Here is a 14,439-nt window from a genome sequence, read left to right as displayed (position 1 = left end):
GTTCGACAACCGCTGTTCGACAACCGCTGTTCGACAACCGCTGTTCGACAACCGCGAGGCAGTCAGAATGAATATCGGTCTTCATATTTGATGATTCCATAATTTACCAACAACTTGCAGAACACCTTGTGTCCCATCAGCTACGTTGACTTATGCAGCTCATAACACAGCCGCGTAAGAGTTGTAAAGAAACAATTGCATGACAAAAAACAGACAGCAACGCGGATGCATAAATGGGAAGCTGGCTATTCAGATCACGCCAGTTGCTGCTTTTCACCCCAAGATCCTGTGTGGTTATCGCCTTCATCAGCACAACCGATGGTGGTTGCTGGCGTCAACTGCATAGCCAGAAATGGGAATTAGCAGGCAATCCGGTTCGCCGTTCCCCCGTTCTCGTTTTTACGTCAGTTATGCATTATGTTCCATTTTCTTAAAGTTTTTCATTGCATTCCATCTCGGAATGACGTATCAGTTACATCGTCAGTCGGCGCGGCGGTGTCGCGTTGCCTGGCCGGCGAACACTCTCCGGTGGAGGGCCAGTAACCCCCGGTTATCCGGGCCTTTCTCGATGAGGAATGGGTTTATAATAATCAACTATCCAGCTATAATCATATAAAACTATAAAACCAATCCTTGGACGTGTGTGTCCCAGAATAACCAGGAGGGAAACCCTCCTAACCGAAAGTGAGTTATGCGTAGATCAGATGTTGAGATCATGATTGGCTTGAGCCGGACATGTGCCCCATCCGCGTCGATTCGCGTGTTTAGCGGGCAAATGGTCTTCGTCCACCACAAAAAACCAAATCCGTTAAAGAAATGGTAAACCATTAGTAAAGTTTTGCCTCAACTTTCAATTCAACTATTGCAGTGGGCCGCACCCAAAGGTGGTGCAGAAAAGTGCAATAAGGTGCAAATAAGTGTAAAAAACCACTGATCACTGGTTACTGATCACTGGTAACTTCCCCATCCTTCCCACTGGCTGTTTTTCCTTGTCGCCGCTTGGGCGGCGGCCTAGTTTAGCCCGAACAAAACAGCATCCGTATTATGAAACAAAGGCTATCCCGGCGCCAATTTGTGGCGCGTTCCGCGTTCGCCACCGGCGGTTTGATGACGGTGGCCGCCTTTCCCGCCGCCGGCAAGATTGCCGTCGGGGAGAAATTGAATGTCGGCGTGATCGGCGTGGCGCATCGCGGGGGCAGCAACCTACAAGGCGTCTCCGGGGAAAACGTGGTGGCGCTGTGCGATGTGGATCAGGGGTATTTGCAGGCGGCGTTGGAGAAGCATAAGGGGGCCCGGACGTACCGGGATTTCCGGGAGTTGCTGGAGCATCCCGACCTGGACGCGGTGGTGGTCAGCACGCCGGATCACACCCATGCGGTGGCGACCGTCACGGCCATGAACAAGGGGTATCATGTGTACGTCGAGAAGCCGTTGACGCGCACCGTCTCTGAATGCCGCCGGGTGATGGAAACGGCGCGCCGGATGAAGCGGGTGACGCAGATCGGCACGCAGATTCACGCCGAAAACAATTACCGGCGGGTCGTCGAGTTGATTCAGGCAGGCGTGATTGGCGCGGTGAAGGAAGTGCATGTGTGGGTGAACGTCACCTATGGCGGCAAGGACCTGCCCGCGGACCGTCCGCCGGTGCCGGCGAACCTGGATTATGAGTTGTGGCTGGGGCCGGTGGCCGGGCACTTCTATCACCCGGCGTGGATTCCCGCCGCCTGGCGCAATTGGTGGGCCTTTGGCGGGGGCGGCCTGGGTGATTTTGGCTGCCATTACATGGATTTGCCGTTCTGGGCGCTGGGCCTGCAAACGCCCTTGACGGTGGAAGTGCTGGATGGGCCCGCCGTCCACCCGCATTCCGTGCCGCCCCAGTTGGTGGTGCGCTATGAGTTCCCGGCGCGCGGGGCGCAGCCGCCCGTGGCGTTGACGTGGTATCACGGCGGGAAACACCCCCAACTGGTGGAGGGCGCGCTGTATCAGCAATGGAAGAGCGGCGTCCTGTTTGTCGGCAGCGAGGGCATGGTGATCTCCAACTACGGCCAGCACGCGCTGCTGCCGGAAGCGAAGTTCGCCAACTTCACCCGGCCGCCGCAAACCATCCCCCAATCCCTCGGGCACCACAAGGAATGGATCGCGGCCATCAAAACGGGCGGGAAACCGCTCTGCAACTTTGATTACTCCGGGCCGCTCACCGAGACAGTGCTGCTCGGCAACGCCGCCTTCCGGGTCGGCAAGAAGCTGATCTGGGACAGCGCCAGACTTCAGGCCACCAATTGCCCGGAAGCCAACGCCGTGCTGCAACATCAATACCGCAAAGGCTGGACCCTGTAGCGGCTTGCTGGCCGCAACGCGCAGGGGTATTTAACTTATATGAATCCCGTAAAAACAGAAGAGGAAGCGATGCCGCCCGAGTGGCCTTGGGGAAAAATCCGGCTGGTCGCGCTGATATTGGCTGCCCTGGGGCTGATTGGGCTGTGGTTGCGACCCGCCCCCGTCCATACTCCCCAAGCCGACGCGGACTTGGAAATCGCCCATCTCCTCAAAGTGGTGCGCCAGCAGGAACACTATAACCAGTATGGGCGGTTGAGCTGGCGGGTCCTGATTGAGTGGCTCCACAGCTACATCTCGCACCAACCCTCAGGGGATCAGCTTTCGGAGACCGACATCCAGTCTCAACTGGTGGAATTCGGCCCGCTGGCCGTGCCCGCCATGAGCGTGGCGTTGGGGGCGGATGCCAGCCCGAACGTGCGGCGCATGGCGGCCAGCGTGCTGGTTGAAATCAGCGGCGAAACTGCATTCGCGCAATTGCAGCAGGCCTTGCCGAAAGAACGGGAGGCCCACGTGCGGTGCGGCCTCATTGACTCGCTGGCGAAGATCGGTAATCCAGCCGTAATCCCCCTGATGCTGGCCACGCTGCAACAGGACAAGGACCTGGACGTGCGCGCGCAAGCGGTGCGCGCGCTTGGGCAATTGAAGGCGACCAATGCCATCCCCAGCTTGATACCGCTCTTGAGCAACACGAGCAGTAATGAACTGCGAGTCGCGGCGGCGGCGGCTTTGGGACAGATGGAAGACCCGCGCTGCCTGGAGTCCTTGCTGACCGCCCTGAGCCAGGATTCGGAAACCCAGGTGCGGCGGGAGGCCGCCGAAGGCTTGGGTCGCTTGGGTGGTGAACGCAGCACCACCGCCCTGCTGGCCGCCCTTCAACAGGAACAGGACTCCGGGGTTCAATCCAGCGTAATCCGGGCGCTGCAGGACCACCGTGATCCGCGGGTGCAACCGGCCTTGATTCAGGTCTTGAGTCATCCGGACGAATGGGTGCGGTACGCCGCCGTCTCCGCCTTGCGCAACCATCCCGGGCCGGAAGCCATCGCGGCGCTGCTGGCGGCGTTGCAATCCGATACCAGAACCAATGTGCGGCAGGAAGCCGCCCGGGTGCTGCAGGATCAACGGGGCACAAACGTCACCGCCGCGCTAATCCTCATGTTGCGCGGGGACGCTGTGGCTGAGGTCCGGGGGGTGGTGGCGGAGACACTTGGCCGGCAGCAGGCGAGGGCGGCCATTCCAGCGCTCGTGGAAGCGCTCGAACAGGATGGCGACCGGGAAGTCCGGAAGCAGGCCGTGGTGGCGCTCGCCCACATTGGCGCGCGCGAGGCGCTGCCCAACCTGGCCAAGGCCTTTAAGAACGATACTTCGGAAGAGGTTCGCGTGCAGGCCGCGCGCGCTTTGGGCGGATGGAAGCCGGAGGATTATATCAAAGAGATCCTCGCCTTGTATGCCACCGCCGGCTCCCTGCGGGGCGAAATGGCGGACATCCTGGGCTACATCGGCCACGCGCAAGCGGAGACCCTGCTGCTGGGCGCGCTCAAGGAGAACCAGTCGGACGTGCGGGGCAATGCCGCCAAGGCATTGGGCGAACTCGGCAGCCGCGCGGCGGTGGCGCCGCTGATGGAATTGCTGCGCAAGGACCGCGATGCAAACGTGCGCCAAAAGGTCGCCGAGGCATTGGGGTTGATTAGTGATCGTCAGGCGCTGCCGGCGCTGGAGGCGGCACTGCTGGATAAATCCGGCTCCGTCCGCGCCGAAGCGGCCTGGGCCTTGGGCCACTTGGGGGACGCTCACGCCATACCGCCGCTGAGGCGGGTGCTGGCCGGGAAGAATTCCGATACGAGCTTTCCCGCCGCCTTTGCGCTGGCGGAGATTGGCGATCCCCAAGCCATCCCGGTCTTGGAAAGCACCCTGAAAAGCCCGGAACCCCGGACCCGCCTGGCCGCCGCATGGGCGCTCGCGTTTCATGGCCAGACCAACGCGCTGCCGGTCCTGACGGGACTATTGCAATCAAAAGAACGGTGGGAGCGCTTTGCGGCGATCGTGGCCTTGATTCGGCTCAACACCCCGGAAGCCCGAGCTTTGCTGGAGACGCGGCGCGATGATCCAGAGCCCGCCTGGCAACGATTGGCCGCGCGCGGCCTGCAAACCGGCGGCGCGTTGGCGGTGGCCGGGGTTTTGGCCGAAGAGAATTCGGCGGTGGACAGTTTCGGCGGCTCCCGCTATTACGCGGCTCGGGCGTTGATATTTTTCAAGGACCCGGCGGTATTGCCGCTGCTGCGCACGGCCGCAAACGACCCCGATAAAGATATCCGCAGCGCCATCCGGCTGGCCATCCGCCGCCTCGAACCCATGGGACGGGCGTCCGGGCCGGCCGCGCGCTAATTTCAAATCGGCACACAGAAGGACCCGCAATCAGGCTGGCGGTGGGTTTGGGGTTGGCAGCTTGGCTTTCGCCGCCGCCGCCAAGAGTTTGGCTAAGTTGCGCTGATAACGCTGGGTGCTGGAATGCGTCTTGCCCAAGACCCGTTCCGCCGTTTCCGCCGCGCGACGGTACAGCGGTTCAGCAGCGGCATACTCGCCTTTATCATGCAGCAAATTGGCCAGGTTGTTCAGGATCAAGAGCGTGCCCGGATGCTCCGGCCCGAGGACGCGCTCGCACGTTTCCAAGGCGCGGCGGTAGAGCGGTTCGGCGGCAGCCACGTCCCCTTTGTCACGCAGCAAAACGGCCAGGTTGTTCAGGCTCGAGAGCGTGTCCGGATGCTCTGGCCCCAGCACGCGTTCGCGCGTTTCCAAGGCGCGGCGGTACAGCGGTTCGGCGGCAGCCACGTCCCCTTTGTCACTCAGCAAAATGGCCAGATTGTTCAGACTCGATAGCGTGTCCGGATGCTCCGCCCCCAGAACGCGCTCGCGCGTTTCCAAGACGCGACGGCACAGCGGTTCCGCGGCGACCAGGTCCCCTTTGTCACTCAGCAAAACGGCCAGGTTGTTCAGGCTCGAAAGCGTGCCCGGATGCTCCGGCCCGAGGACGCGTTCGCGCGTTTGCAAGGCGCGGCGGTACAGCGGTTCGGCGGCGGCCAGGTCCCCTTTGTCACGCAGCAAAACGGCCAGGTTGTTCAGGCTCGAGAGCGTGTCCGGATGCTCCGACCCCAGCACGCGTTCGCACGTTTCCAAGGCGCGATGGTACAGCCGTTCGGCGACGGCCACGTCCCCTTTGGCACGCAGCAACTTAGCCAGGTTGCTCAGGCTCGCGAGCGTGCCCGGATGCTCCGGTCCCAAGACACGTTCGCTCGTTTCCAAGGCGCGGCGGTACAGTGGTTCGGCATTTTGATATTGGCCCAAGGCATGGAAGGTCTCGGCAATGCCATACAAAAGGCGAATCTCCATCCGGGCGTCTTGTTTATCGGATGGAAGCTGTTGAAGTTTTGCGAGTGTTCGTTTCAACGCCAGCAGCCGCTGTTGTTTTTCCGCAAGGCTTAGGCCATCACTGTCGGATGCCTCGGTCCGCCCCGACAGGGATTCGGAACGAATGGGCTCGTCCGTCTGCGCCGTAAAGAAAAAGAGGCCGGAACGAATGGAAAAAAAATCGGGGGAGTGGGAGGCAATCAGCCAGAGGGCGTGCTCGGGAAGCCAGAGCACCAGCGGACCGGCCAGTAGCTTGGGAAAAAGGTCACGCGTGATGTTGAGATTCAGGATGAACTTGAGGGCATCGCCGACGGGTTCACTCGGCAGCCAGACCTCCAAACCATGCACGCAGGTGATGCGCCGGACCGGAAGCGACACTGGCAGCTTGCCAAACAATTGGAGGGCGAGATAGAGATTGGGCGTGGCGTTAGTGAGCGGCACCTCGGTGATGGGTTGATCCGGCAACCGCGCACGCAGGTCCGTAATCAGTTTAGCCCGCATCAACGGGTTGTTGCAGACGGCGAACAACAGGGAGAAACCCTCTGCCAAACGCAACGAGTTGGCCAACAATTCCAACTGCGAGGCATTATCGGTGGCGGCAGGAGAAAACGGGTTGCCCATGATCCACCTCGTCGGGGTTCAAGCCCCCGCAGGGGTTTGTTGGCGCGCCAGCGCCTTTTTGAAAAGGTCCAATTCGCGCACGATGGGCTGCACGGCATACCAGGTGCGCCGGGCGCTAAAGCGATCCGCCGCCCCCTCGCCGTTGCGGTATTCAAGAATAATGGTTAACTGAAGCATTTTGCGGATGTCATCGTCGGTGTTATCCACCTGGTGGTTCGGTTCCAACTCCAGCGCGGCGAGTTTGTCCCAGTAGGAAGGCGGCATGCGCCCAAAGATTTCAATGGTGGGACCAAGCGCGTCCTCCGCGTCCTTCATGGCGATCGGCGGTTGTTTGGCAGCCACACTCGCCTGGCGCAGCAGGCTCATCAACAAGCGGACATGGCCACCGGAATATTTGATAAGGAATTCGAGGGCATCGTCTTGAATTGTGGATTTCAGCAGCGTGCCGGTTTCCAGACGCTTTTGCACCAGGGCCTTCAACTGGCTGTAGCCCGGTTCGCAGCGGTGATGATTTCGGTTTTCCACCTTGATCATGGGCAGCACCATGGGCGAGCCATAATATTGCTGCAGCAGAGCGCCATCCGAGATAACCAAAGCGAGGGGTACGGTATAGATGACATGGCAGCCTAGCCCGGTCAATTGCGCGTGGCGTTCGATAAAAAACTCCCGGTGCGTGGCGTACCCTTCAACGAAGCCCTTCATGCGCTGGATTTTCTCCAGGCCGTCGAGGATGAGGACGAAATCTTGATACGTATTATTAGCCCTGAGTTTGACGCGTGCGTCGTCGAATATCCGCGTGATTTCCGCGCGCAGGGAATTGGTTTGACCTTCCAGGGCTTTGCGGACCTTGTCGCGGTTGGCTTCATCGCGCTTGAGCACGGTCTTGAAATTGGCCGTGACCGCCGGCAACGCAACCTGAATGCCCACGCCATCCGTCTGAACCTTGCTAAACAACAACTCTTTTAACTCTTGCAAGCGGCTGTGCAGATAGGTGTCCTGAAGTTGGATGCCTCGCCTAGCCAGTTGGCTGGAGAACTCCGCCAGGATGGCCAGCAAGATGTCGGTGGGAGTAACGTCGTACTGTTCGATGTATTCCTCCACATCAATCATCACCGGGAGAAGCTGTTGGCTTGAACATTTATCGGCCAGATGCCGCAACTCGGAGGATTTGCCGCAGCCGACATGGCCGGAAAACAGGAAACAAACATAATGACCGGGGTCAGCGTGGGAAAGTTCGGCCAGGATTTGATCGGTCAAGTCACGATCTCCGCGTACCGCATCCGTATCCACGTACTGTTCAGCCGTGGCAGGTTGCTGCGGGTCGCAGTTGTTATAAAGCCTTTTCAGTAATTGTGACATTGTTGTGGCTCCCATTTATGGAGCGCCTTTAGTAAAGCATGCAGACCGGGGACGGGCAAGGGCAAATCGAGTATGAAAATTCAGCGAGGGCTTTTTCACCCATTCAGCATTAAATGATTTTCGGGCGTGATTTTTTTGGTAGGTTCATGGCCAGTTCACGCGTAAATAGTCACGATGGTTCGGATGGGTGTGGTCTCTGGGTTATTGTATGTCACGCTGTTTGGGTTTAAAGGGAGTTGAGTTTTTTCTGCCATCGAATTAACGTCGCTTTCGTGACTGATAAGCCATTATTTGATTTGTTCGGGAAGCGATCGTACCGGATTCGTTTCCACTCGGCGGCGTCCCCGAATACGCCCATCAATGGCCCCATGGTTCACGAAGAACGACAACGGGATGAGCACGGCCAAACCTGGATCGCTCGGGAAATTGTGTATGATGATGGCCGCACTGAGCACCGGCGGGTCAAGTATGACGAGTCCGGCAAGGAGTTGGTTTTCAAACAGGATGCAGCGGGCGTTTGGCAACAAATTTAAAAATGATTTTCGACCGTAATTTCTCTTGGTACTTTCACGGCCAGTTCATGTACACACAATCACGATGGTACGGATGGGTATTGGTTCTGCTGGTTTGCCTGGCCACCGGCGTTCTGGCAGCGGCCGCGCCGTTGCGCTGGTCGTTTGAGACCGGCACCAGCGGCTGGAAGCCCCGGGATAAAACCATTCAGGTGGAGCGCCTCGCCGAACCGGGTGCTACACCGGAGAGTCGCGCCTGCCTGCGCATTCATGGCACCATCGCCGGAGGTTGGAATTACGCGCAAACGGAGCGGCAGCCGCTGGTGGCGGGGCAAAATTATCGGCTAAGCGCGTGGGTGCGGGTGGATCGCGTCGGCCCGCGCACGCCCATGCCGTGCCTAAAATGTGAGTTTCTTGCCCAGAATCCGAATAACGCCCTGGGACGGGTCAATACGGAAACCTATGCCGAGAAAAACCTGGGCAAGTGGCAATTGTTGACCGCGGAATTTACCGCTCCGACCGGGACTGCACTCTGCTGGCTGGGTTTGGAAAAGGGCACGGGCCAAGCGGCTGAGATTGAGATGCGCCTGGGGGAGATCCAACTTGAACCCATCGCCAAGGTAAGCCGGCGGGAGCCATTCCGGCTCGACCCGATTCCCGCCGCGTTGGAAGCGGTGCGCAGTGCACATCCCCGCATTTATCTCAGCGCCGCGCGACTGGTGGAATTGCGGCAGGCGATTCAAGGCACGCACGCGCCGCTCTGGCAGAAGCTGCGGGTGGTGGCCGATCCGTTGGTTAAAAGCGGTCCGCCCGCGTATCGGGAACAGGATCGGAGCAGCGGTGAGGAGCAGCTTTGGCAACGGGAAGTAGGTAATGCGATGCCCACCCTGGCGCTCGCGTACCGGTTAAGCGGCGACAAACGATATCTGGACAGCGCGCGCGCGTGGGCGCTGGCCTCGTGCGGTTACAAGACCTGGGGTCTCGGCCGCATGGATGGCATGGACCTGGCCACCGGACATCAATTGTTCGGGCTCAGCATGGTGTATGACTGGTGCCACGATGACCTGGATGAACCGGCGCGAAAAACCATTCGGGAAACCCTGGTCCGCCGCACCGGAGCGATGTTCGCCGCCGCCGCGAATGGCAAGACCTACTGGCATCGCTCCTATCTGCAAAATCATCTATGGGTGAATGCCTGCGGCATGACGATGGCCGGGCTGGCTTTGTATGGCGAGGCGGAAGACGCGCCGCACTGGATTGCCTTCGGGCTCGATAAGTTCAAGCAGACCATGGCGGTGTTGGGTCCGGATGGGGCGAGTCACGAAGGCGTCGGCTACTGGGAGTACGGGGTCGAATATATGCTCAAATTCATGGCGGTGGCGCGCGAGCGGTTGGAGGTCAATTTGTACTCCGGCGATTGGTGGAAGAATACCGCCGCGTACGCGCAGTATCTGGTGCTGCCTCGCGCCGCCTGGACGCGAGAGAATTGCATTGTGGACCTGGCGGACTGTCCCCGCAACCATTGGTACGGGCCGGAATATCTGCTGCGCGCCTTGGCCCACGAATACCGCGATGGCCATGCCCAATGGCTGGCGGAACAAATGGATTCCGCGCGGATTTGCGCCGGGGGCGCGCCCTGGCTGAACCTGTTGTGGTATGATCCCGCCATCGCACCTGTCGCGCCCGACCGTCTGCCAACACTACGGCATTTCAAAGACCTGGAGATTGTCTCCGCGCGCTCCGATTGGTCGGGCAAGGAATCGCTCCTGGTGTTTAAATGCGGCCCGTTTCTGGGACACGAGGCGATGGAGAAATTCACCTACGATGCCGGGAGCGGCCATGTGCATCCGGACGCGAATCATTTTGTGCTCTTCGGCGGTGGCGAGTGGCTGATGCGGGATGACGGGTACCGCGCCAAAGCGACCAGCCAGCATAATACGCTGTTGGTGAACGGGAGCGGCCAATTGGGGGAAGGTCAGATGTGGTTTTCCGGATCGCAGCCGCTGGCGGCGAAGGCGCAACCGCGCATATTGCGCGCGTCCTCCACGCCCGAGGTGGATCGCCTCAGCGGCGATGCCACTGAAGCCTATCCGCGCAAGCTCGGCCTGCAACGGTATGTGCGGCATTTGCTGTTCGTGAAACCGGACGTGTTGATTGTGGCGGATGACATCACCATGGATCGCCCTGCCGATTTGGAGCTGCGTTTTCATCCGGAAGCAAAAACCGCCCAGCGCGAAGGCAACCAGTTCAGTCTGCGCGGCGCCAATGTCGTACTGAATTTTATGCCGCTGACCACCGAGAGCGTTAACGTGACCGCGGAGGAGTTGGGTGCCGCCGACCGGCACGGCGCAAAGAGTGATCGGCAATTCACGCTGCGCCTGGCAACCAAACAAACTCACTGGCGCAATGCCGTGGCGTTATCCTGGGCCCGAACCGGGGAGCCGCTTCCGCAAATTCAATTGGAGCGCCGGGGCGAAACGTGGACGTTTCAGGTGAGTCGCGGCGCACGCACCGGGCCGCGCACGGAGGTGTTGGATTGGACGCAGGCCGGGGCATCAAAGTTGCCGTGAACCCAGCCGCAATCATGGTTTTCCCGCGTGACTTTATCGGCGGCATCATTTACCTTCTATCGCTGTACGAATGAAAAAGAAAAACTCTAATCCGGTATCGCGCAGCGGACGGTTCAGCGGCGGTCCCGCCGCCGAGGTGGCCGCCTTTTCCGAATCCATCTCATTTGACTGGCGGTTGTGGCGCTATGACATCCTTGGTTCGATGGCGCACGCGACCGCGCTGCACAGCATCGGCGTGCTGACCAAGGCCGAGTTGGACAGCATCGTCCGCGGCCTGGAGGCGATTGGCCAGGAAATCACCGCGAAAAAGTTCGTGTGGAAACCCGAGCTTGAGGATGTACACATGAACATCGAGGCGGAACTCACGAAGCGCGTTCCCGCCGGAGCGAAGCTGCACACCGGGCGTTCCCGCAACGACCAGGTGGCGCTCGACATGCGGCTTTGGCTGCGCGAAGAAATTCTGGATTTGGCGGTGGAGATTCAACAGTTGCAACTGACGCTGGTGAAGCTGGGCGAGGCCAATGTGGAGGTGATCGTGCCCGGGTACACGCACTTGCAGCGGGCCCAGCCGGTGTATCTGGCGCATCATCTGCTGGCGTATGTGGAGATGTTCCACCGGGATTATGAGCGGCTGCTGGATTGTTTCCAGCGGGTCAATGTCTGCCCGCTGGGCGCCGGCGCCATTGCCGGGTCCACGCTGCCGCTGAATCGCGAGTTGGTCGCGAAGCTGCTGGAGTTTGTGGATTCGCGAGGCGCTCCACGATTGACGCAGAATTCGATGGACGCGGTGAGCGACCGGGATTTCGCGGTGGAATTTTGCGCGGATGCGGCGTTGCTGGCGGTGCATTTGTCGCGGCTGGCGGAGGACGTCGTGCTGTGGACGAGCAGCGAGTTCAATTTCATCAAGATCGCGGACGCCTACACGACCGGTTCCTCGCTGATGCCCCAGAAGAAAAATCCGGACGTGGCGGAGTTGACGCGCGGCAAATCAGGCCGGGTGATCGGCAACCTGGTGTCGCTGTTGACGCTGCTCAAGGGGTTGCCCATGACGTACAATCGCGATTTACAGGAGGACAAGGAGCGGCTGTTCGATAGCGTGGACACGGTGCGCGCGTGTGTGCGGCTGATGTCGGCGATGCTGGCGAACACGAGCGTGAACCGGGCCGCGTGCGGCGCGGCAGCGGCGGATCCCGCGTTGCTGGCGACGGACCTGGCGGATTACCTGGTGCAGAAAGGGTTGCCGTTCCGGCAGGCGCATCACGCGGTGGGCGCGCTGGTGGGACTGGCGGAGAAACAAGGCAAACCGTTGAACCAACTCACGCTGGCGGACTATCAATCTGTGAATCCATTATTTGGCGCGGAGGTGCTTGCTCTGTTTAATCTGCAAGGGGCCATGGCCCGCCGCAAAATGGTGGGCGCGCCCGGCACGAAAGAAGTTGCGCGCCAATTGGCCCGATGGAAAAAGGAACTCCGGAATTCATAATGTAAAAGGCCGAAGGCCGAAAACCGAACTCCGAAAGAAATCCGAATGCCGAATTTCGAAGCGACGGGCGGATGCTGGTGATACAAGAGCGAATTATGTTGAGAAGTTCGACTACATTTCCATGACTGACCAAGCCATGACGTCCGGCGAACAGGAACTGCTGACCTCGCTATTGAAAGCGGTTTCCCGTTCGTTTTATCTGACGTTGCGGGTGTTGCCGCGCGCGGTGCGCTCGCAGATCGGGCTGGCCTACCTGCTGGCGCGCGCCACAGACACCATCGCGGATACCACGTTAGTTCCTGTCAGTCAGCGCTTGGAAGCATTGGCCGCCTTGCGGCACCGCATTCTGGGGCAAAGCACCGGGCGATTCACGTTTGAGGTGTCGGCGTCCGCCGTGGACAACCCGGCAGAACTGAAATTGTTGCAACGCATTGAGGAGGCGTTGGGATTGCTGGCGGGCAATCAGTCGGCAGACCAGGCGCAAATCCGCACCGTACTGGAAACTATCACCTCGGGGCAGATTCTGGACCTGCAACGGTTTGGCGGGGCCAGCGAGTCGGCGATTGTTGCCTTGAAAACGGATGCGGAACTGGATGATTACACCTACCGGGTGGCGGGTTGCGTGGGGGAATTCTGGACCCATCTTTGCCGGGGGCACCTGTTTCCAGAAGTCCCTCTGGATGAAGGGCGACTGTTGCAGCAAGGGGTGCGTTTTGGGAAGGGCTTGCAACTGGTCAATATCCTGCGCGATCTGCCCAAGGATTTACGAAATGGGCGCTGCTATCTGCCACAGGACCGATTGCAGACCATCGGGTTACGACCGTCGGACTTGCTGGACCCGAATCGGGAAAAAACGCTGCGTCCGCTGTATGTTCAGTATCTGGACTTGGCGCATGAGCATTTGGCGGCGGGGTGGGAATACACCAACACGGTGCCGTACGGGCAAAGGCGGGTCCGACTGGCCTGTGCATGGCCCATATTAATTGGAATAAAAACGCTGGTAAAACTCCGCGCAAACCCTATACTCGCAACAAATTCGTGCGTTAAAGTAAGTCGGAACGAAGTGCGGGCAGTGCTGTTCAGCACGCTGATTCGCTACCCGTTCCCGAAATTATGGCAGCGTTTATTCACGTAAATCGGCCTGAGTTGGTGGGTTTGCATGAACGAAGAAGCTAAATGGAATGATTTTATAAGAGAAACGTTATGAAATATCTGAAAATTGCATCGGTGCTCCTGTTGGCCGGTTTTATCGCCAGTAACGCAGCCAGCACCCCCGAGGATGAAGTGAGAGAAAAGGCCCGAAAAGACGCGGAGAGCCAGGTCGCGACCGACGCTAAAGCGCGCAAAGCCGCCGAAGAAAAACGCTTGGTGGAAGAGAATGAACGCCTGAAGGCTGAATCCAAGGCGCGCGAGGAGGCGGAAGCCAAACTGCGCCGGGAACAGCAAAAACAACTCAAGGCAGAATTAAAAGCCCAGGAAGAAGCGCGCGGGAAAGAACAGGCGCGTCTGCGCGCCGAGGAAAAAGCCCGTGCGGATGCCGAGGTAGCGGCCAGAAAAGCAGCGCAACTCAAAATCAAGGAAGAAGCCGCCCAGGCCGAGCAAGCGAGAAAGGCGGCGGAAGCCCGTGCCAAATCCGAACTGGAAGCGAAGAAGACCGCCCAAAAATTGGCTGAGAAAAAAGCCAAGGACGATGCCGCCAAAGCCATCGAGGAATCTAAACGCGTAAAGGCGGAGCAAGAAAAAGCCCAGGCGGAGGCCGCCCAAAAGGCGAAGGCCCGGGCGGAAGCCGATCAGAAAGCCAAAGAACTGGCGGAAAAACAGATGCGCGAAGCTGCGGCCAAGCGGGCAAAGGAAGAAGCGGCCAAGACCGAAGCGGATCAGAAAGCAAAGCAATTAGCCGAACAAAAGGCGAAAGAAGAAGCCCTTCGTAAAGCCAAAGAAGACGCCGCCCGAGCCGAGCTGAACAAAGCAGCCAAGGCGGAAGCAGACAGGCAGGCAAAATTTGAAGCGGAAGTCAAAGTCAAGGAAGCCGCCTATCAGGCCGAGCAAGCAAAGAAGGCCAAGGCACTGGCGGAACAGGAAGCCAAACGCGTGAAGGCGGAACAGGAAAAAGCCCAGGCCGAACAAGCCAAACAAGCGGAAGCCAGGGCAAAGG

General features: G+C 59.4%; 9 protein-coding genes. 7 read left to right on the top strand and 2 right to left on the bottom strand.

Going from position 1 to position 14,439, the window contains the following annotated elements; all coding sequences use genetic code 11:
* Positions 1 to 1,044 precede the first annotated feature (1,044 nt).
* Positions 1,045 to 2,337: a Gfo/Idh/MocA family oxidoreductase gene (locus WCO56_25040; protein ID MEI7732862.1), complete on the top strand. Its 1,293-nt coding sequence runs from the start codon at positions 1,045 to 1,047 to the stop codon at positions 2,335 to 2,337.
* Between the two features lie 39 nt (positions 2,338 to 2,376).
* Positions 2,377 to 4,719 (top strand): HEAT repeat domain-containing protein, encoded by a 2,343-nt coding sequence (locus WCO56_25035; GenBank protein ID MEI7732861.1) that lies wholly within the window; start codon positions 2,377 to 2,379, stop codon positions 4,717 to 4,719.
* Positions 4,720 to 4,749: 30 nt separating this feature from the next.
* Here WCO56_25035 and WCO56_25030 read toward each other — a convergent pair whose 3' ends face one another.
* Positions 4,750 to 6,360, bottom strand: a complete 1,611-nt coding sequence (locus tag WCO56_25030; GenBank protein MEI7732860.1) for a tetratricopeptide repeat protein — start codon at positions 6,358 to 6,360, stop codon at positions 4,750 to 4,752.
* 18 nt (positions 6,361 to 6,378) lie between these two features.
* Positions 6,379 to 7,719, bottom strand: a complete 1,341-nt coding sequence (locus tag WCO56_25025) for a hypothetical protein (GenBank protein ID MEI7732859.1) — start codon at positions 7,717 to 7,719, stop codon at positions 6,379 to 6,381.
* 272 nt (positions 7,720 to 7,991) lie between these two features.
* Here WCO56_25025 and WCO56_25020 point away from each other — a divergent pair, with 272 nt between their 5' ends.
* The 5 genes from WCO56_25020 to WCO56_25000 form a co-directional block, all read left to right on the top strand.
* Positions 7,992 to 8,252: a hypothetical protein gene (locus tag WCO56_25020; protein MEI7732858.1), complete on the top strand. Its 261-nt coding sequence runs from the start codon at positions 7,992 to 7,994 to the stop codon at positions 8,250 to 8,252.
* A 2-nt stretch (positions 8,253 to 8,254) separates the two neighbouring features.
* Positions 8,255 to 10,801 (top strand): DUF4962 domain-containing protein, encoded by a 2,547-nt coding sequence (locus WCO56_25015; protein ID MEI7732857.1) that lies wholly within the window; start codon positions 8,255 to 8,257, stop codon positions 10,799 to 10,801.
* Positions 10,802 to 10,871: 70 nt separating this feature from the next.
* Entirely contained in the window at positions 10,872 to 12,284 is a 1,413-nt protein-coding gene (gene argH / locus WCO56_25010; GenBank protein ID MEI7732856.1) for an argininosuccinate lyase, read from the top strand.
* Between the two features lie 121 nt (positions 12,285 to 12,405).
* Positions 12,406 to 13,419 (top strand): phytoene/squalene synthase family protein, encoded by a 1,014-nt coding sequence (locus tag WCO56_25005; GenBank protein ID MEI7732855.1) that lies wholly within the window; start codon positions 12,406 to 12,408, stop codon positions 13,417 to 13,419.
* Between the two features lie 68 nt (positions 13,420 to 13,487).
* The coding region (locus WCO56_25000) for a protein TolA (GenBank protein MEI7732854.1) at positions 13,488 to 14,439 on the top strand (952 nt) is incomplete at its 3' end.

This window comes from Verrucomicrobiota bacterium (genome assembly GCA_037139415.1).
GTDB lineage: Bacteria > Verrucomicrobiota > Verrucomicrobiia > Limisphaerales > Fontisphaeraceae > JBAXGN01.
The sequence above is the reverse complement of the archived record's forward strand: the minus strand, read 5'-3'. Positions and strand labels throughout refer to the sequence as shown.

What these genes read in the sequence shown, in the direction of transcription:
- WCO56_25005 (MEI7732855.1), top strand. Translation starts at nt 12,406, where the DNA reads ATGACTGACCAAGCCATGACGTCCGGCGAACAGGAACTGCTGACCTCG.
- WCO56_25035 (MEI7732861.1), top strand. Translation starts at nt 2,377, where the DNA reads ATGAATCCCGTAAAAACAGAAGAGGAAGCGATGCCGCCCGAGTGGCCT.
- argH (MEI7732856.1), top strand. Translation starts at nt 10,872, where the DNA reads ATGAAAAAGAAAAACTCTAATCCGGTATCGCGCAGCGGACGGTTCAGC.
- WCO56_25040 (MEI7732862.1), top strand. Translation starts at nt 1,045, where the DNA reads ATGAAACAAAGGCTATCCCGGCGCCAATTTGTGGCGCGTTCCGCGTTC.
- WCO56_25015 (MEI7732857.1), top strand. Translation starts at nt 8,255, where the DNA reads ATGATTTTCGACCGTAATTTCTCTTGGTACTTTCACGGCCAGTTCATG.
- WCO56_25030 (MEI7732860.1), bottom strand. Translation starts at nt 6,360, where the DNA reads ATGGGCAACCCGTTTTCTCCTGCCGCCACCGATAATGCCTCGCAGTTG.
- WCO56_25025 (MEI7732859.1), bottom strand. Translation starts at nt 7,719, where the DNA reads ATGTCACAATTACTGAAAAGGCTTTATAACAACTGCGACCCGCAGCAA.